Origin of the sequence: Bacillus sp. FSL E2-8887 (genome assembly GCF_038007205.1) — a bacterium.
Classification (GTDB): Bacteria; Bacillota; Bacilli; order Bacillales; family Bacillaceae_G; genus Bacillus_A; species Bacillus_A mycoides.
Map to the genome: position 1 here is coordinate 3687146 of NZ_JBBOWS010000001.1, position 17098 is coordinate 3704243.

21 protein-coding genes, 1 pseudogene and 2 riboswitches are annotated in these 17098 nt (G+C 35.4%); of the genes and pseudogenes, 11 read left to right on the forward strand and 11 right to left on the reverse strand.

Annotated elements, in window-relative coordinates:
• Positions 1-71: 71 nt before the first annotated feature.
• The 4 genes from NSQ08_RS18710 (at position 72) to NSQ08_RS18725 (ending at position 2354) form a co-directional block, all read left to right on the forward strand.
• On the forward strand, positions 72-341 hold the full coding sequence (locus NSQ08_RS18710) for a hypothetical protein (RefSeq protein ID WP_002142996.1): 270 nt from the start codon (positions 72-74) through the stop codon (positions 339-341).
• 10 nt (positions 342-351) lie between these two features.
• Positions 352-1077, forward strand: coding sequence for an AAA family ATPase (locus NSQ08_RS18715; RefSeq protein WP_002033800.1), 726 nt, complete (start codon positions 352-354; stop codon positions 1075-1077).
• Positions 1078-1167: 90 nt separating this feature from the next.
• Entirely contained in the window at positions 1168-1464 is a 297-nt protein-coding gene (locus NSQ08_RS18720; protein WP_002170592.1) for a transposase, read from the forward strand.
• 8 nt (positions 1465-1472) lie between these two features.
• Positions 1473-2354 carry an IS3 family transposase gene (locus NSQ08_RS18725; RefSeq protein ID WP_215589307.1) on the forward strand — a complete coding sequence of 294 codons (882 nt, stop codon included), beginning with the start codon at positions 1473-1475 and terminating at the stop codon, positions 2352-2354.
• Between the two features lie 57 nt (positions 2355-2411).
• Here NSQ08_RS18725 and NSQ08_RS18730 read toward each other — a convergent pair whose 3' ends face one another.
• From NSQ08_RS18730 to NSQ08_RS18740, 3 genes are all read right to left on the reverse strand, one after another.
• On the reverse strand, positions 2412-3587 hold the full coding sequence (locus NSQ08_RS18730) for an acetyl-CoA C-acetyltransferase (RefSeq protein ID WP_002128911.1): 1176 nt from the start codon (positions 3585-3587) through the stop codon (positions 2412-2414).
• A 139-nt stretch (positions 3588-3726) separates the two neighbouring features.
• The gene (locus NSQ08_RS18735) at positions 3727-4176 is read right to left on the reverse strand and encodes an NUDIX hydrolase (RefSeq protein WP_012261633.1); all 450 of its coding nucleotides are present in this window, start codon (positions 4174-4176) and stop codon (positions 3727-3729) included.
• 261 nt (positions 4177-4437) lie between these two features.
• The gene (locus tag NSQ08_RS18740) at positions 4438-4731 is read right to left on the reverse strand and encodes a DUF3928 family protein (protein WP_002143000.1); all 294 of its coding nucleotides are present in this window, start codon (positions 4729-4731) and stop codon (positions 4438-4440) included.
• A 177-nt stretch (positions 4732-4908) separates the two neighbouring features.
• On the opposite strand from NSQ08_RS18740, the gene NSQ08_RS18745 reads away from it, so the two are divergent.
• Entirely contained in the window at positions 4909-5526 is a 618-nt protein-coding gene (locus NSQ08_RS18745; RefSeq protein WP_002033939.1) for an ImmA/IrrE family metallo-endopeptidase, read from the forward strand.
• 15 nt (positions 5527-5541) lie between these two features.
• Here the strand turns inward: NSQ08_RS18745 and NSQ08_RS18750 are convergent.
• The 4 genes and pseudogenes from NSQ08_RS18750 to NSQ08_RS18765 all read right to left on the reverse strand — a co-directional run.
• Positions 5542-5678, reverse strand: a pseudogene (locus NSQ08_RS18750) (DNA-binding protein); the annotation flags it as partial.
• Positions 5679-5686: 8 nt separating this feature from the next.
• A complete protein-coding gene (locus NSQ08_RS18755; protein ID WP_340777886.1) occupies positions 5687-6451 on the reverse strand; it encodes a DUF1129 domain-containing protein in 765 nt (254 codons plus the stop codon).
• A 13-nt stretch (positions 6452-6464) separates the two neighbouring features.
• Positions 6465-7232, reverse strand: a complete 768-nt coding sequence (locus NSQ08_RS18760) for a DUF1129 domain-containing protein (protein WP_002033936.1) — start codon at positions 7230-7232, stop codon at positions 6465-6467.
• Entirely contained in the window at positions 7232-7564 is a 333-nt protein-coding gene (locus NSQ08_RS18765; protein ID WP_002033935.1) for a PadR family transcriptional regulator, read from the reverse strand. Before NSQ08_RS18765 ends, NSQ08_RS18760 begins: the two co-directional genes overlap by 1 nt.
• A gap of 196 nt (positions 7565-7760) precedes the next feature.
• On the opposite strand from NSQ08_RS18765, the gene NSQ08_RS18770 reads away from it, so the two are divergent.
• Positions 7761-8537, forward strand: coding sequence for a 3-hydroxybutyrate dehydrogenase (locus NSQ08_RS18770; protein WP_340777891.1), 777 nt, complete (start codon positions 7761-7763; stop codon positions 8535-8537).
• 150 nt (positions 8538-8687) lie between these two features.
• Here NSQ08_RS18770 and NSQ08_RS18775 read toward each other — a convergent pair whose 3' ends face one another.
• The 4 genes from NSQ08_RS18775 to NSQ08_RS18790 form a co-directional block, all read right to left on the reverse strand.
• Positions 8688-8825, reverse strand: coding sequence for a YvrJ family protein (locus NSQ08_RS18775; protein ID WP_002014881.1), 138 nt, complete (start codon positions 8823-8825; stop codon positions 8688-8690).
• A gap of 289 nt (positions 8826-9114) precedes the next feature.
• Entirely contained in the window at positions 9115-10170 is a 1056-nt protein-coding gene (gene mtnA, locus NSQ08_RS18780; protein ID WP_002190557.1) for an S-methyl-5-thioribose-1-phosphate isomerase, read from the reverse strand.
• Positions 10167-11345 carry an S-methyl-5-thioribose kinase gene (mtnK, locus tag NSQ08_RS18785; protein WP_002190558.1) on the reverse strand — a complete coding sequence of 393 codons (1179 nt, stop codon included), beginning with the start codon at positions 11343-11345 and terminating at the stop codon, positions 10167-10169. Before mtnK ends, mtnA begins: the two co-directional genes overlap by 4 nt.
• A gap of 88 nt (positions 11346-11433) precedes the next feature.
• A riboswitch (SAM riboswitch) is annotated at positions 11434-11574 on the reverse strand.
• Positions 11575-11645: 71 nt separating this feature from the next.
• Entirely contained in the window at positions 11646-12509 is an 864-nt protein-coding gene (locus tag NSQ08_RS18790) for a carbon-nitrogen family hydrolase (RefSeq protein WP_002131202.1), read from the reverse strand.
• 14 nt (positions 12510-12523) lie between these two features.
• Here NSQ08_RS18790 and NSQ08_RS18795 point away from each other — a divergent pair, with 14 nt between their 5' ends.
• From NSQ08_RS18795 to NSQ08_RS18815, 5 genes are all read left to right on the forward strand, one after another.
• On the forward strand, positions 12524-13714 hold the full coding sequence (locus NSQ08_RS18795; RefSeq protein ID WP_002128923.1) for a pyridoxal phosphate-dependent aminotransferase: 1191 nt from the start codon (positions 12524-12526) through the stop codon (positions 13712-13714).
• Between the two features lie 52 nt (positions 13715-13766).
• Positions 13767-13872: riboswitch (SAM riboswitch) on the forward strand.
• A gap of 64 nt (positions 13873-13936) precedes the next feature.
• Positions 13937-15181, forward strand: a complete 1245-nt coding sequence (mtnW, locus tag NSQ08_RS18800) for a 2,3-diketo-5-methylthiopentyl-1-phosphate enolase (RefSeq protein WP_340777898.1) — start codon at positions 13937-13939, stop codon at positions 15179-15181.
• Complete coding sequence (locus NSQ08_RS18805; protein ID WP_002128925.1) at positions 15178-15837, forward strand: 2-hydroxy-3-keto-5-methylthiopentenyl-1-phosphate phosphatase; 660 nt, start codon at positions 15178-15180, stop codon at positions 15835-15837. The genes mtnW and NSQ08_RS18805 overlap by 4 nt, the downstream gene beginning before the upstream one ends.
• Positions 15834-16472: a methylthioribulose 1-phosphate dehydratase gene (locus NSQ08_RS18810; RefSeq protein ID WP_012261637.1), complete on the forward strand. Its 639-nt coding sequence runs from the start codon at positions 15834-15836 to the stop codon at positions 16470-16472. The genes NSQ08_RS18805 and NSQ08_RS18810 overlap by 4 nt, the downstream gene beginning before the upstream one ends.
• Positions 16450-16962 carry a 1,2-dihydroxy-3-keto-5-methylthiopentene dioxygenase gene (locus NSQ08_RS18815; RefSeq protein WP_002111583.1) on the forward strand — a complete coding sequence of 171 codons (513 nt, stop codon included), beginning with the start codon at positions 16450-16452 and terminating at the stop codon, positions 16960-16962. The genes NSQ08_RS18810 and NSQ08_RS18815 overlap by 23 nt, the downstream gene beginning before the upstream one ends.
• The last annotated feature ends 136 nt before the right edge of the window (positions 16963-17098 follow it).

Below are 17098 nucleotides of genomic sequence, written 5' to 3' on the forward strand. Positions count from 1 at the left end.
TTTCACATTGGAATATGATAGTTTACGTGTTATAATCCACATAAAATATTCAGAAAATAGGAGGAGTTCACGTGTCGTTAACACTTGTATTTTTTCTTGTTCTGTCTACCTTTTTTTTAAGTACATACATTGGCTTCTTTCTATGGAAGCACTTGAAAATTATAAAATATATGCCTGCTCTCTTTGGCTTTATGAGCGTTCTTTTCATTTTCATATGGAAGAGAATGACTTTCGGCTGGGAAGGGCTCGGTTTTGGCGCACTTCAATATACAATATTACTAGCAAGTTGTATTACATTTGTATTTGCTGCTTTTTTAGAAACAAAATCCCTTATGAATTGAGGTTTATATATTGATTGAAACACCCTTTTTAAAAAGCGTCTCATTACAAAAAGAAAATATCCCTAGCTTTTCCGCATATCCATACTGCTTACCGGCTATACGAACATTACAATCACTAGCTTTCCACCCAAATGTAACATTCATTATTGGAGAGAATGGGACAGGTAAATCAACATTACTGGAAGCAATTGCAATTGCTTTAGGTTTTAATGCAGAAGGTGGAACGAAGAATTTCCGTTTTAGCACAAACGATTCCCATTCATCTTTACATGAATATCTTCGAATTTCAAAAAGTTTCAATACACCAAACGACGGTTTCTTTCTTCGCGCTGAATCATTTTATAACGTTGCTTCTTATATCGATGAAATAGATGCTATAAAATCTTATGGTGGTGTTTCACTTCACGAACAATCACACGGCGAATCCTTCTTCTCATTATTTATGAATCGTTTTTCAGGACAAGGTTTATACATTTTAGATGAGCCTGAGGCAGCTTTATCCCCAATGAGACAACTTTCAATGCTCATTCGCATGCACGAACTAGCTGAACAAGGTTCACAATTTGTTATCGCAACGCATTCTCCCATTTTAATGGCTTATCCTGAATCTACTATATACTCTTTAACTCAAGAAGGGATTCACGAATCGACATTAGAAGAAACGGAGCATTACCAAACGACGAAACTTTTCTTTGAAAATCGCGATCGATTATTTCATCACTTATTTGAGTCATAAAAAAAGAGGCAGCAATATGATATGATCCCCTTATAGTAGACAGGAAAAAGAAAGAACATTAACCTGTTTACTATGGAGGGGATTTTTTTTATGGGAAAAATTAGAGTCACTTACGATGTAGAATTTAAGAAAAAAGCTATAGATTTATACTTAAAAGAAGGCATGAGCTATAAAACCATTGCGAAAGAATTAGGTATTCATCACTCGGTTGTAAGTCGTTGGGTGAAATACTTTGAAGCTGAAGGAATCAAAGGACTAGAAGAAAAACGCGGTAAAGCGAAAGGACCAGGTTTAGGTAGACCAAGGGTTAGACCCGAAGATCCTGAAGCTAAGATCCGACGATTAGAAGCGGAAAATGAAATGTTAAAAAAGCTCTTAGGGATGTAAAAGGAGGAATGAAAGTCGTATCCAAAACGAAAAAATTCGAAGTCATCCATGAAATGACAAAAACAGGTTATACAGTGACCATTCTATGCGATATTGCTGGTGTAACCAGAAGTGGGTACTACAAATGGATAAAACGGCATACGACGCCTTCAAAAAAACAATCAGAGGATATCGAAATTAAGAAAAAGATATTGGAGTGTCATAAAAAATTAAGAGGAATTTATGGATATAGAAGAATACAAGTGTGGCTGAAAGCCACATATAACCTTCATTTGAATCATAAGCGCATCCAAAGATTGATGAGTGAACTAGGTATCAAAGCCGTAATTAGAAAAAAACGACCTTATTACGGAAAAAAAGAGGCTTATGTGCTTTCAGAAAACCATCTCAATAGGCAGTTTCAAGCTTCAAAACCGAATGAGAAATGGGTAACCGATATCACCTATTTGATTTTCAATGGACAGCGCTTGTACTTATCCGCTATTAAGGATTTATACAATAATGAAATTGTTGCCTATGAAACCAGTCGTAGAAACGACTTAAAACTTGTGTTAGATACACTTAAAAAGGCAAAGAAAAAACGAAATGTGAAGGGAATCCTCTTACATAGTGATCAAGGGTCCCAGTATACATCTCGTCAATATAATCAATTACTTAAAAAATATCAGATGAAGGCAAGTATGTCTCGAAGAGGCAACTGTTGGGATAATGCTTGTATGGAAAACTTCTTCAGTCACTTTAAGGCAGAGTGTTTTCATTTACACTCCTTCCGTAAAGCGAATGAGGTCAAACTTGCCGTGCGTAAATATATGTACTTTTATAATCATCAAAGATTTCAAAAGAAATTAAATAACCTGAGTCCATATAAATATAGAACTCAGGTTGCTTAGTTGCGCTTTTTTAATACTGTCTACTTGACAGGGGTCACTGCAATAGCTGCCTCTTTTTTATAATGCTTCTATAAATAAAGCTACTCCAATACCGCCTCCAACGCATAGAGAGGCAATACCTTTCTCTAATCCACGTCTTTTTAATTCGTGAATTAAACTTACAGTAATACGAGCTCCTGTACAACCAATTGGATGTCCAAGTCCTACACCACTACCGTTTACATTCACTTTCTCACGGTCTAACCCTAACTCTTTCTCTACAGCTAAATATTGTGCAGCGAAAGCTTCATTAATTTCAAGTAAATCTGCATCTTCTAATGACCAATCTACTTTTTCTAATCCTTTACGAATTGCTGGTGCTGGTCCAATACCCATAATTTTCGGATCTACACCCGCTACTGAGTATCCAACAATTCGAGCTAACGGTTGTAAGCCTTTTTCTTTTGCTTTTTCTTCGCTCATTAATACTAGAACTGCACTTCCGTCATTAAGACCAGATGAATTCCCTGCAGTTACTGATCCGTCTTTACGGAAAGCTGGTTTTAATCCTGCTAATTTTTCCGCTGTAATATCTGCACGTGGATGTTCATCCTTCGCAAATACAACTTCTTTTCTACGTTCTTTTATTGTAATAGGAACAATTTGATCGTCAAAGTATCCAGACTCCATCGCTTGCAACGCTAATGTATGACTACGAAGCGCAACTTCATCTTGTTCCTCTCTTGTAATTTCATATTGTTCAACTAAATTTTCCGCTGTTTCACCCATCATAATATGGTGAATCGGATCTTCTAAAACTTCCCACACCGTATCACGAATTTCTCCGTGCTGTAGACGTTGTCCCCAGCGGTGTTGTTTTAATGCATAAGGGCTCGAGCTCATTGCTTCTACTCCACCTGCAACAACAATATCACTTACACCTAATTGGATTTGCATTGCAGCAGACATAATTGCTTGCATACCTGAAGAACATTGACGTTGAATTGTATAACCAGTAACTGTGTCAGGAAATCCTGCCGCTAATGCAGCTGTTCTTGCCGTATTTGCTTCATCAGTTCTTTGAATACAATGACCTAAAATTACTTCATCAACTTCATGTGGCTCTACTCCGCCTCTTTTTACAGCTTCCTGAAGTACAGGAACAGCTAATTCTACTGGTGTTATATTTTTTAGTGCTCCTCCGAAAGTTCCAATTGGTGAACGAACTGCAGCTGTAATGACAACATTATGCATTTTGTACTTGCCCCTCTCTTATGTACCCTAGTAAGTTTGTAGGTGAAATTCCATAAGTTGTATGTCTAAAATTATCATACTATAAACATACCAAAAAATCAAAATATTTAATATAATAAAAATAGAAGGAATTAACCTTCTATTCTGTCAATGCGTATAAGAATTTTTGTAATATCTTCTCTGTCGTTTCATTCAATTTTGGTAACTTATCTACTGGAAAATATTGAAGTTCTAACCCTTCATGATCGAGCTTTAATTCTCCGCTTACATGATGTGCCTGATACAGATGAATCACATTAAAAATTTCATCTCCATTTGGATAACGGAAATAAACTTCCTTTCCTGAAAGAACGCCAAGAAATTGCATAATTTTCGCGTTTAGTCCCGTCTCCTCGAATAATTCTCTACGAGCAGTTTCTTCTGTCGTTTCTCCCAGTTCCATTGCCCCACCAGGTACGCCCCAATCATATGTATCTGAACGATATTGAAGCAATACTTCTTGATTATCATTTAATATAATAATTGCTGATCCTACTAAAATAAGTGGTCTTGTACCAACTACTTTGCGTAACTCTTCAATATACCCCAATATGTAAACTCCCCTTTCCTCACCCTTCCTTATCATAACAAAATTCTCTTTCTTTTGTTGCTGTAATTTTCAATAAAAAAGGAAGCTTCCACTTCCTTTTTTTACCGTTATCCTGCTATTTGCGGGCGGTAAGACCCCTACCTCAAAATTCAGCGAAAGTAAAGAAGTTAGGTGGGGATCGGGCTGCCCATAAAAGCCCTATTGGTGAGGGCTGATAATCAGTGGGCGATGAACAAAACCCCCACTGATTAAAGTTTCACTTTATTTCTTAAAGCTTTCGTATTTTACAACTTCAAAAGCTTCTTCAATTTCCTCATTATGATAATGGACATATGTAAAACGCCCTAATTCTACTAACCTAGCTATTTCTTGCAATGCTTTATGCTGATCATATGTTTCTTCAATTGTAATATGTACATAAAACTTCATTAATGGATGTTCATATAAAGGTTCTCCCACCTCTACATATACATCTTCAATCCCTTGCACAACTCTTACATAGCTCGCAAATTGATACAGAGCTTCTCTGTCTGAAACGATTTTTAATGTATACATATATTCTCCCCCTTTTCTTTACTATATCAAAAAGCAGACCATACTACGTTATAGAACTATGAAATTTTTTCGACTTATAGTCTATATATTCGTGTAATAAACAAGGCGTTTATCCATACATAGGACCTTTCCCCCACATATATTATAGAAAGAATTTTTTCATTTGAGGTGTTCCTTATGAATTCATACGTTAATATATGTGTTTGCATTACTCCAGGCGCCGATATTTCTGACGACCGTATTGCAAAAGATTTAGCAGTTGCAGAATCAATTTGGCATCCCATTACATTTAAAATTAAAGAAGTAATTGTACTAAACGAGCTTTTCCGTTTTTCTAATCGGGAAATTAGTTATAAAAACTCCATTCAAAGTCAGGAAAAATTATCATCTTTTTTTCAAACTTGTGTTAACGAAGCTCCTGAATGCGACCTTTATATTTGTTATATTGGTAGTGATTATTTCAAAGAAACCGCAGTAATCGCTTGCGCTTACTCTCTAGCGAAACAACAACAACTTACTGGTTACATCGTTTTAACAAACTCAGCTGCTCCAATGAAAAATATATACACCCTCGCTCACGAAATTGGTCATATTTTATTTACAAGACGAATTCATGGAAAACTTACGCACGCAGATCCCCACTCTCCAACCGGTTCTGAACATCACCATTCACCATCGAACCTTATGTACCCTATAGTCCCTAGCCCTAATAACGTTCACATCAATTCATTATTAACAAATGAACAAAAAGCGCTCTCTTTACAAAGTCTCTTATTACAAAGAAAAAAACAGTAACGATCTTGTTACTGTTTAAAACAATTTATTCCAATTAATAAACGATATACCGGCTGCAAAGGATACACTATACACCTAAACCGAATCCCTCTAAAAATCAAAATATAGTATTTCTTTGGAAATAATTTTTTGTATATCCAGAGCAGCCACTTTTTTTGAACTACTCGTTTACACTTTTTCTCTCTTCAATTTTTAAAGACCATCTCATTAATCCATATATACTTCCATACATAAGTAATATCTTTGCAATTCCCCAAAACACATTTTTTTCTTCTAATTCTTTAAATATAAACATAATCGCTAAAGGAACAATTAGCACCAAAACACCCATCCAACCAAGGACATACACTTCTCCAACAAAAAGTAATAAAAAGATACTTGCTGCTAATATATATGTTTGCATTGTCGAAAATTGCAAAATAGGTGTACCGTACCATTTATCAACAAACATCAATAATACTAATAATAAAATGGGAACCATTACTATTATGTAAATAATCCCGAACTCTACAAATTTATTTTTAAAAGAAGACATTCTAAACGCAACAATGGTTCCAATAATCGTAATGATTAAAACGATAGGATAGCCAATTAACTGTATATTCGTTAGTGTAAATTGCTGATTCGGATTATTAAATAAAATATGAGTTAATATCCAATACCCGCCAATACCAATTATCATGGCAAGAATACTCTTTATACTCCCGCCTTTATCCTTCTCCATTTCTTTCGCTAATTCTTCCGCATATTCTTTTGGTGAATCACCGAATATATCGCTTACCGTCTTTCCCTCTTTCTCACCTTCTATTAAATGAAGTTCTGCATCCTCTATAAAAGCGTCCACATCTTCTTCTTTAATTCCTTTTGTTATTAAATACACTTTCGTATCGATTAAAAACTTTTCTCCTTCTTTAGAAATCTGCATGATAACCCCTCCCTTATTTAACCGTTACTCTTCTATTCGCCTTCATCATAATTTCAAGGAAGATTAAAATAAACAAACTTCCGTATAAACATATAATTTGAAATAACATTGGCACGAGATCTTCTGATGTAAATGTTTTAAACACTAACATAATAGAAAGTGGAATAATTAAATATAAGTTTTTAAACCATCCTTCAAAATACATATTTATCGCTACTGTGATAATAAAAATAGCTCCAGCTAATATATAACTTTGCGTTTGGGTGAATGTAAACATTTTGGTAGGATAGATTACATCTAATATCGTAACAACTCCTATTAAAAACATTGGCGCAATCATGACTAAAAACCACATAGAAAACCACGTTTTTGTAAAACTTGTTACGAAGGTCATTTTGCGAAGTAAAAAATTAGGACCTATAACAACTAAAATCAAGGAAAAACTATACCCAACGCACTGAATAAGTGAAATCTGTAACATTCCGTTATTCACTATTAAGATAGAAGCAATAATCCAAAACGATACAATATTCATTACTGTAAAACCAATTTGCTTCCACGTTTCCTGTCTATCTCTTTCCATTACTTTTACAAGTTCATTTGCATACTCTTTCGGTGAGCTTCCGAAAATATCTTCTACACTTTTCCCATCACTCTCACCCTCAATTAAATGGAGTTCCGCATCTTCTATAAAATTTTCAATATCGCTTTCTTTCACACTCTTTGCCGCTAAAAATAATCTCATTTCTAATAAAAAATTTCGTGCTTCACTTGATAACATTATTTTTTTCTCCCCTTCCCCTCAAGTAGACGCTCTACACTACTTTGCATCGCTTCCCAGCGATCCATAAATTCATTAAGTGCTTCCTCGCCTTTTTCTGTTAATGTATAATATTTCCGCTTTGGACCAGATGGAGATTCCTTCATTACACTTGTTATTAATCCTTCCTTTTGCATTCGTATTAATAACGGATAAATACTTCCCTCACTCGCCATTGTAAAACCATACTTCGCTAATCTTTCACTCATTTCATAACCGTATATTTCACCTTCAGAAATAATAGCAAGTAAGCATCCTTCTAAAATCCCTTTCAGCATTTGACTTGTCGACATATTTCAAATCCTCCCACTATCTTGTTTTACAAGATAGATAAGCGTAAGTATCTTGCTTTACAAAATAGTATAGCAAACGCTACTTTGCAAAACAAGATAGCTAGCAATATTTTTCCAAATGTTTGCAGGAATTTTATTATCACCTCTCTAAATAGAGCAATAAGAGAACTTTTATTATGAAGGAGTGTTTTTCATCATGGTTACAAATCGAGTTGTCTTTTTAACAGGTGCTGCGAGCGGTATTGGTTATGAAATGGGAAGTGCTTTCGCAAAAGAAGGTACTAAAGTTGTGATTAGTGATCGTCTTGAAGAACGTGCGAAAGAAGCTGCTGAACAATTGCAAAAAGAAGGCTATCAAGCCATTGGTTTAAAATGTGACGTTACATCTGAAGAAGAAATTACAGTAGCAATTTCTCAAACAGTTACTCACTTCGGCTCATTAGATGTATTAATTAACAACGCAGGAATGCAACATGTTTCACCGATTGAAGATTTTCCAACTGATAAATTCGAGCTTCTTATTAAAATTATGCAAATCGCTCCATTTATCGCCATCAAACATGCCTTTCCGATTATGAAAAAGCAAAAATATGGTCGTATTATTAATGTTGCTTCGATTAACGGACTTGTTGGATTCGCTGGAAAAGCTGCCTATAATAGTGCGAAACATGGTGTAATTGGATTAACAAAAGTTGCTGCTTTAGAGGGAGCAACTCATGGAATTACTGTAAATGCTCTTTGTCCCGGATATGTTGATACCCCTCTTGTACGAAATCAACTACAAGACTTAGCAACTACGCGAAATGTACCACTTGAAAATGTTTTAGAAGATGTCATTTATCCTCTTGTACCACAGAAACGTTTGCTACAAGTACAAGAAATTGCTGATTATGCTATGTTTTTAGCGAGTGAAAAAGCAAAAGGTATAACTGGTCAAGCTGTCGTTATCGATGGTGGTTATACTGCTCAATAAAGTGAAACTTTAATCAGTGGGGGTTTTGTTCATCCCCACTAATTATTAGCCTTCACCAATCGGGCTTTTACTGCCCATTAATGCGGGATAAAAAATAAAGTTTGCTCTTCGCGAGCAAACTTTATTTTACTTTCTATCGCGAGGATCTTCCTACTTTAGTAATTGTTTAGGGAGCTTCTCAATTGCTACAATCACTCCGTCTAATTTACTTTCAATGCGATGTAGTAAATATAGCGTTACAACAATTGGAAAGCCCACATTACCTATCATCCCGATCCACTCTTCCATCTTTCTCTCCTCCCTTCATTACATAAATAAGAGGAAACGAAGACTTAAGGCATAAAAAACAAGCTATTTTTTATTAGCTTGTTTTTAACTACTCAGCCATACATTTCATTTTTCAGCATATAGATTGCTACCATGAAGATACAAATGGTCCTACACCTTGCTACCTTTCTTTGTTTTAAAACGTTGCGCGTGGTAGGAACAGGCACTTACCGCTCCTATACATAGCCAGTCCCTCTCGACCATTTAAAAACATGCTTTTCTACCGTTTTTTTATATAGCGACTGAGCAGTTAGCTTATTTTTTCAAATAATGATGTAATTTCTTGCTTATAATCTCCACGTAAAATACCTTTCTCAGTAATAATCCCCGTAATTAATTCATGCGGTGTTACATCAAATGCAGGGTTAAATACAGGCGTTCCAAGTGGCGCCACTTGTTTCCCAAAAATTTTCGTAACTTCTGTTTCATCTCTTTCTTCAATGACAATTTCAGCACCTGTTTGTTTCGTAGTATCAAATGTAGATAACGGTGCTGCAACGTAAAATGGGATACCGAAATACTTTGCTAATATAGCTAAATTTAATGTTCCTATTTTATTAGCAGTATCACCGTTTTCAACGATTCGATCTGCCCCTACGATAATCGCATTAATTTCTTTCGTTCGAATTGCATGTGCTGCAGTATTATCCGTAATAAGCGTTACATCAATGTCTGCTTGTTTCAATTCCCATGTCGTTAAACGACCACCTTGTAAAACCGGCCTCGTTTCACACGCATACGCATGTAAACGCACACCCTTCTCTTTCCCAATATAAAATGGGGCTAATGCTGTTCCATATCTAGCAGTTGCAATACTTCCAGCGTTACAAATTGTTAAAATTTTATCACCGTCTTTAAAACATGTTAAAGCATGTTCTCCAATACTTCGGCACACCATTTCATCCTCTTGCTGAATATGAAGCGCTTCTTCTTCTAATATTTTTTGAGCTTCTTTTATTGTAGTAATCTCTCGAATAGATTCTCTCATACGATCGATTGCCCAAAATAAATTGACTGCTGTCGGGCGTGATGTTCCTAAATAGTTACAATCTCTATTAAACTTCTTCTGAAACTCATAGATATTTATAGCATCGTATTTCTTTGCCGCAAGCGCCAAACCAAACGCAGCTACAATTCCAATTGCAGGCGCTCCTCTTACTTCTAACATAATGATACTTTTCCATACCTCTTCAATATTCGTTAATGTTTTGTATTCAGTGACATGCGGCAACTTTGTTTGATTTAATACTGCAATTGCATCGCCTTTCCAACTTACAGATCTCGGAATAGTAATAATTGTACTCATGCTTTTACACCTCCAACTGTCTGTTGAAATAATGTTCGAAACAGTTGAATATCAGCACACTTGGCTTCATATTTTATTAGTTCTCTACCTAAGGATAACGCTTGTTTTTTAGCTTGAATTCTATTTTCTTTATTTGCTATCCCATCTAAATCCGCTACATGAGCTAAGCCAATTGTTCTACGAATCAGTTCACATCCGGCAAATCCGACGGCATCAGTAAAGATATTTTGCAAAATAATTGGTAACCATTGTTTTTCTTTCGTATATGCTTCTACACCTTCTCCAATCCATAACTTCGTAAAGTTTTCTACAAAATAACTCCATGTCTTTTCTATATGGAAAAATAGTACACTTCTCTTTTCTTCTTCTCTAGATAAAGCATTTAATAATAGATTTGCAATAAATTGACCGATATCAAATCCAAATGGACCGTACGTTGCAAATTCTGGATCGATCACTTTCGTTTCAGAAGGTGATGAAAAAATACTACCAGTATGTAAATCACCATGAATAAGCGCTTCTTTTCTCGTTAAAAACTTATATTTATATTGTGCTACTTTTAGCTTTAAAGTTTTGTCACTCCAAAGTTCATCAATCACTGACTGTAAATCTGACTCATAATCATTCGTATCATAATGTCCAAATGGATCCGTAAAAACTAAATCTTCTGTAATTTTACTAAGGTCTGGATTTACAAATGTACCTTCTAGTACCCTTTTCTCTTCTGACTGTAAACCGAAATCTGAAGTATAAAACAAAACATGTGCTAGAAAACGACCGATATGCTGGGATAAAAGTGGATATCCTTCTCCATCTATTAATCCTTTTCTTGTAATTGTTAGTCTTGATAAGTCTTCTATTACTGTAACTGCTAACTCTTCATCATGACTGTACACTACTGGAACATAATCTGGCACATACTTCGCAAAAATTTGTAATGCTTTACTTTCAATCGTCGCTCTTTTTATAGACAGTGGCCAGCTCTCACCAACTACTTTCGCATATGGCAGTGCTTGTTTTATTATAATAGACTTCTCTCCATCATCTAATTTGAACACGTAATTTAAATTTCCATCTCCAATTTCATGACAAACTACATTTGCTTTCTTTTCAAAATAACCGTGTTCTTTCGCATATTGTATAGCTGTTGTTTCAGTTAATGAATAATATCCCATCGTCTTCTCCTCCTTTTCATTCAGAGGTTTTTCTAAAATAGAAAAACCCCTTTCCACAAAGAAAGAGGTTTGAAGTTTATCTTCTCCCCTCTTATCTGCCAGAAAGTTTACTTTCTGCTGGAATTAGCACCGTGCCTTTTGGCGTCATAAACGCCCCATTTCACAATGGTATTACGGTCGGTTGCTGGGCTTCATCGGGCCAAATCCCTCCACCTGCTCTTGATAAGAGTTTTATAATTTTTAGAATTTTTAACTTTATGATGAAGACTATACCAAGAATAAAAATCATTTGTCAACATTTTATTTGTATAATTCTGGACGACGATCTGCAAAAACCGGAATTCCTTTACGTACCTCTTTAATTTTCTCGAATTTAAGTTCTCCAAATAAAATTGATTCCTCTTCATTTGCCTCTACCACAACTTCACCCCAAGGATCCACAATTAGAGAATGACCTGCAAACTCATTATTCGGATCCTTTCCTGCTCTATTGCACGCAACAACATAACACTGATTTTCAACTGCTCTCGCCTGTAAAAGCAAACGCCAATGTGCTAAACGTACTAATGGCCATTCTGCTACAACAAATAAAACTTTTGCACCTTTAGCAGTATGAACGCGCATCCACTCTGGAAAACGAATATCATAACAAATTGTACCAGCACACTCTACATCATCTAACTTAAATTCACCTGTTTCATTACCAGCAACTAAATATTTATGTTCATCCATCAGCTGAAATAAATGTACTTTACTATATTCATTGACTAGATTCCCTTCATTGTTTACAACATACATTGTATTTGTAACCCCTTGCTCTGTTTGCTTTGCTATGGAACCACCAACAATATGTACACCATATTGCTTCGACCATTCTTTCAACTTTTCTTTCGTTTCTAATCCATCCGTATCTGCAATTTCAGAAAGTCTCGTTAAATCATATCCTGTTGTCCATAGTTCTGGTAAGACGATAACATCTGGTCTTTCTTTCATCGCTTCACTTATTTTTTTTTTAGCGTTCTCAATATTTTTTTCTACATCTCCAAAGACAATATCCATTTGAATACATGCGACTTTCATTTTTTCAGCCCCATTCTCATTTTTTTCTTTACAAAATACTGGAAAGATTATATCATTTGTCACTAGAATTGTAACAACTTTCAAAAGAGGTGGAAAGTATGAAATTATTTCAACCTTCTGAGATAGTAACATCATTGCCAACACAATTTTTCGCTTCACTTGTTGCAAAAGTTAACAAAGTCGTTGCAGCTGGTCACGATGTTATTAATCTAGGTCAAGGTAATCCAGATCAACCAACACCGCAGCATATCGTTAAAGCTTTACAAGATGCTGCTGAAAAGACCATTCATCATAAATATCCGCCATTTCGCGGACACGAAAGCTTAAAAGAAGCCGTGGCAACATTCTATCAACGTGAATATGATGTAGTAGTAAATCCAAAAACTGAAGTTGCTATTTTGTTTGGCGGAAAGGCTGGATTAGTAGAATTACCAGTTTGTTTTACAAACCCTGGTGATACTATTCTCGTTCCAGATCCAGGCTATCCAGATTATTTATCAGGAGTTGCTTTAGCAAAAGCACAATTTGAAACAATGCCGCTTATTGCAGAAAATAATTTTTTACCGGATTATACAAAAATTGATGACTCTGTTGCGGAGCGAGCAAAGTTAATGTTTTTAAACTATCCAAATAACCCTACCGGTGCTACTGCATCAAAAGATTTTTTTGATGCAACCATTCATTTTGCTAATAAACATAATATATTAGTTGTTCACGATTTTGCTTACGGTGCTATCGGATTCGATGGTCAAAAGCCTGTTAGTTTCTTGCAAGCAGACGGCGCTAAAGATACAGGTATTGAGATTTACACTTTATCGAAAACTTTCAATATGGCTGGATGGCGTATTGCTTTTGCAGTAGGAAATGAAAGTGTCATCGAAACTATTAACCTATTGCAAGATCATATGTATGTTAGTATTTTTGGTGCAGTTCAAGATGCTGCCCGCGAAGCACTATTAGGCTCGCAGTCTTGTGTGGTAGATCTTGTTAATAGTTATGAATCTCGGAGAAATGCTCTTATTTCAGCTTGTCACTCAATTGGTTGGAAAGTAAACATTCCAACAGGATCATTCTTTGCATGGCTTCCTGTTCCAAAAGGATATACATCTGAGCAATTTTCTGACATTTTACTAGAAAAAGCACACGTTGCAGTTGCTCCTGGTGTTGGATTTGGTGAGCATGGCGAAGGGTATGTCCGTGTTGGTCTCTTGCATACGGAAGATAGATTACGAGAAGCAATTAATCGAATTGATAAATTAAATTTTTTCAAAAAGTCATTGACAACATAAAAAATATCTGACAAAATTCAGTTATCTTAAAAATTTAAACATTTCTAAATACTTCTTATCAAGAGCAGGTGGAGGGACGAGCCCGACGAAACCCGGCAACCGATCTACAATTGTAGACACGGTGCTAATTCTCGCAGCATTATGCTGACAGATAAGGAGCTGGTTGTAAAAAAACCTCTCCTTAGCTGAGAGGTTTTTTTATTTAACTAGGAGGGTATAACAATGAGCGGAATTATAGCGACATATTTAATCCACGATGATTCTCACAACTTAGAAAAGAAAGCAGAACAAATTGTAATCGGTTTAACAATTGGTTCATGGACTCATTTACCACACTTATTACAAGAACAATTAAAACAACATAAAGGCAATGTCATTCATATTGAAGCGTTAGACGAACAAGAACATATTAACTCTTACCTTGGCAAAAAAGTATCACGTGGACTCATTAAAATTCATTATCCATCGCTGAACTTTAGCCCTGACTTACCAGCCATTTTGACAACAACATTTGGAAAACTTTCGTTAGATGGAGAAATTAAACTAATTGATTTAACATTCTCAGACGAATTAAAGAAACAGTTCCCTGGACCAAAATTTGGAATTGAAGGCATCCGAAACCTTTTACAAGTTCAAGATCGACCTCTTCTAATGAGTATTTTCAAAGGGATGATAGGACGGAATATTGGATATTTAAAAACTCAACTACGCGATCAGGCAATTGGAGGCGTAGATATTGTAAAAGATGATGAAATTTTATTCGAAAACTCATTAACACCACTTATAAAAAGAATTGAATCTGGTAAAGAAGTTTTACAATCTGTATACGAAACTTACGGGCATAAAACTTTATACGCAGTAAATTTAACAGGTCGAACTTATGATTTAAAAGAAAACGCGAAACGTGCGGTGGTAGCTGGAGCAGACATTCTTTTATTTAATGTATTTTCTTATGGATTAGATGTACTGCAAGCACTTGTAGAAGACGATGAAATTCCAATTCCTATTATGGCACACCCTGCTGTAAGTGGCGCATATTCATCATCGAAACTATACGGTTTCTCTTCTCCATTACTACTTGGAAAATTACTACGTTACGCTGGTGCTGATTTCTCTTTATTCCCATCACCATACGGCAACGTTGCATTAGAAAAAGAGGAAGCTCTTCTCATTACAGAAGCATTAACTGAGGAAGACCACTATTTCAAGAAAAGTTTTTCTGTTCCATCTGCTGGAATTCATCCTGGTTTCGTTCCCTTTATTTTACGAGATTTTGGTAAGGATGTTGTTATTAATGCCGGCGGCGGGATTCATGGGCATCCAAATGGAGCTCAAGGTGGTGGCAAAGCTTTCCGTGCTGCAATTGAAGCTACTTTACAAGGTAAACCACTCCATGAAGTGGATGAAATAAATTTGCATAGCGCACTACAAATATGGGGAAATCCTTCTCATGAGGTGAAATTATGAGTATTCAAGTATTTTGTGATTTCGATGGTACGATTACAAATAACGATAATATCATGTCCATTATGGAAAAATTCGCACCACCAGAAGCAGAGGAAATAAAGCAAAAAATTTTATCGCAAGAACTTTCTATTCAAGAAGGTGTTTCTCAATTATTTCGATTAATACCTATTAATCTACACGATGATATTATTCAGTTTTTACAAGAAACTGCTGAAATCCGTACAGGTTTTCATGAATTCATACAATTCATTAATGAAAATAACATTTCCTTTTACGTTATATCAGGTGGAATGGATTTCTTCGTCTATCCACTCTTACAAGAAATAATCCCTAAAGAACAAATTTATTGTAATGCAACTGACTTTTCAGGAGAATTTGTTGAAGTGAAATGGCCGCACCCTTGTGACGAGCAATGTCAGCATAGTTGTGGTCTCTGTAAATCATCATTAATTCGTAAACTAAGCTCTAAAGATGATTTTCATATTGTGATTGGAGATTCTATTACTGATTTACAAGCAACAAAACAAGCAGATAAAGTATTCGCCCGTGACTTCCTTATTACAAAGTGTGAAGAAAATCGTATTGCTTATACACCGTTTGAAACATTTCACGATGTTCTAGCTGAACTAAAACATTTGTTGGAGGTGAAATTATGAAACAACTTTTTCGTCAATGGTATGACTTAAGTGAAATTAAAAAAGAATTAACAACTCGGAATTGGTTTCCAGCAACGAGTGGAAATATTTCTATAAAAGTCAGTCATGATCCCCTTACTTTTCTTATTACAGCAAGTGGCAAAGATAAAACAAAAACCACTCCAGATGATTTTTTATTAGTAAATCATCAAGGAATTCCCGTTTTAGAAACTGAGTTACGCCCTTCGGCAGAAACAATATTGCATACACATATTTATAACAATACGAACGCCGGGTGCGTACTTCATGTTCATACAACTGATAACAATGTCATCACAAATTTGTATAGTGATGCAGTCACCCTTCAAAATCAAGAGATTATTAAAGCTCTTGATATTTGGGAAGAAGGTGCAACGATTAACATTCCTATTATCGAAAATGATGCTCATATCCCGACGCTTGGAGAGAAATTCCGAAAGCATATACAAGGAGATTCAGGAGCAGTATTAATTCGAAACCATGGCATTACCGTATGGGGCCGTGATAGCTTTGATGCAAAAAAAAGATTAGAAGCTTATGAGTTTTTATTCCAATTTCATATAAAATTATTATCAATTCAAGGAGGCGTTTCTAATGGCGCAAATTCGTATTCATGAGGAAAATACTCGTATTGAAAATGAAGTAGAAGTATCAAACTTTCTACAAGGAGAAGATGTTTTATATGAGAAATGGAATATTTCTAAACTTCCTACTCATTTAAAAGAAAATTACTCCTTAACAGATGAAAACAAAGCTGAAATATTAACGTTGTTTTCAAAAGAAATTGCTGATGTTTCAGAGCGCAGAGGTTATAAAGCATATGATGTGATTTCACTTTCAAATAGCACACCTAACCTTGACGAGTTATTAATTAATTTTCAAAAAGAACACCATCATACTGACGATGAAGTTCGCTTTATTGTCAGTGGTCATGGCATCTTCGCTATTGAAGGAAAAGATGGTCGATTCTTTGACGTTGAACTCGAGCCTGGTGATCTTATATCTGTGCCTGAAAATGCAAGACACTATTTCACCTTACAAGATGATCGCCAAGTTGTAGCTATTCGTATTTTTGTTACAACAGAAGGTTGGGTTCCAATTTATTAAGGTAGCTAGTTGAATAAAAGAACTTGGAACCCCTTTTCCAACCTTTTATTCACTCTACATATATACATCCTCCTATGGAACAGGCTTATTTCATAACATTGAAGTAAGCCTGATTTTTTATTTACTAAAATGATTT

Bases quoted from the DNA above. Each gene is read 5' to 3' on its own strand.
- NSQ08_RS18720 (WP_002170592.1), top strand. From the start codon at position 1,168: ATGGGAAAAATTAGAGTCACTTACGATGTAGAATTTAAGAAAAAAGCT.
- NSQ08_RS18725 (WP_215589307.1), top strand. From the start codon at position 1,473: ATGAAAGTCGTATCCAAAACGAAAAAATTCGAAGTCATCCATGAAATG.
- NSQ08_RS18730 (WP_002128911.1), bottom strand. From the start codon at position 3,587: ATGCATAATGTTGTCATTACAGCTGCAGTTCGTTCACCAATTGGAACT.
- NSQ08_RS18740 (WP_002143000.1), bottom strand. From the start codon at position 4,731: ATGTATACATTAAAAATCGTTTCAGACAGAGAAGCTCTGTATCAATTT.
- NSQ08_RS18745 (WP_002033939.1), top strand. From the start codon at position 4,909: ATGAATTCATACGTTAATATATGTGTTTGCATTACTCCAGGCGCCGAT.
- NSQ08_RS18755 (WP_340777886.1), bottom strand. From the start codon at position 6,451: ATGCAGATTTCTAAAGAAGGAGAAAAGTTTTTAATCGATACGAAAGTG.
- NSQ08_RS18760 (WP_002033936.1), bottom strand. From the start codon at position 7,232: ATGTTATCAAGTGAAGCACGAAATTTTTTATTAGAAATGAGATTATTT.
- NSQ08_RS18765 (WP_002033935.1), bottom strand. From the start codon at position 7,564: ATGTCGACAAGTCAAATGCTGAAAGGGATTTTAGAAGGATGCTTACTT.
- NSQ08_RS18770 (WP_340777891.1), top strand. From the start codon at position 7,761: ATGGTTACAAATCGAGTTGTCTTTTTAACAGGTGCTGCGAGCGGTATT.
- NSQ08_RS18775 (WP_002014881.1), bottom strand. From the start codon at position 8,825: ATGGAAGAGTGGATCGGGATGATAGGTAATGTGGGCTTTCCAATTGTT.
- mtnA (WP_002190557.1), bottom strand. From the start codon at position 10,170: ATGAGTACAATTATTACTATTCCGAGATCTGTAAGTTGGAAAGGCGAT.
- mtnK (WP_002190558.1), bottom strand. From the start codon at position 11,345: ATGGGATATTATTCATTAACTGAAACAACAGCTATACAATATGCGAAA.
- NSQ08_RS18795 (WP_002128923.1), top strand. From the start codon at position 12,524: ATGAAATTATTTCAACCTTCTGAGATAGTAACATCATTGCCAACACAA.
- mtnW (WP_340777898.1), top strand. From the start codon at position 13,937: ATGAGCGGAATTATAGCGACATATTTAATCCACGATGATTCTCACAAC.
- NSQ08_RS18805 (WP_002128925.1), top strand. From the start codon at position 15,178: ATGAGTATTCAAGTATTTTGTGATTTCGATGGTACGATTACAAATAAC.
- NSQ08_RS18810 (WP_012261637.1), top strand. From the start codon at position 15,834: ATGAAACAACTTTTTCGTCAATGGTATGACTTAAGTGAAATTAAAAAA.
- NSQ08_RS18815 (WP_002111583.1), top strand. From the start codon at position 16,450: ATGGCGCAAATTCGTATTCATGAGGAAAATACTCGTATTGAAAATGAA.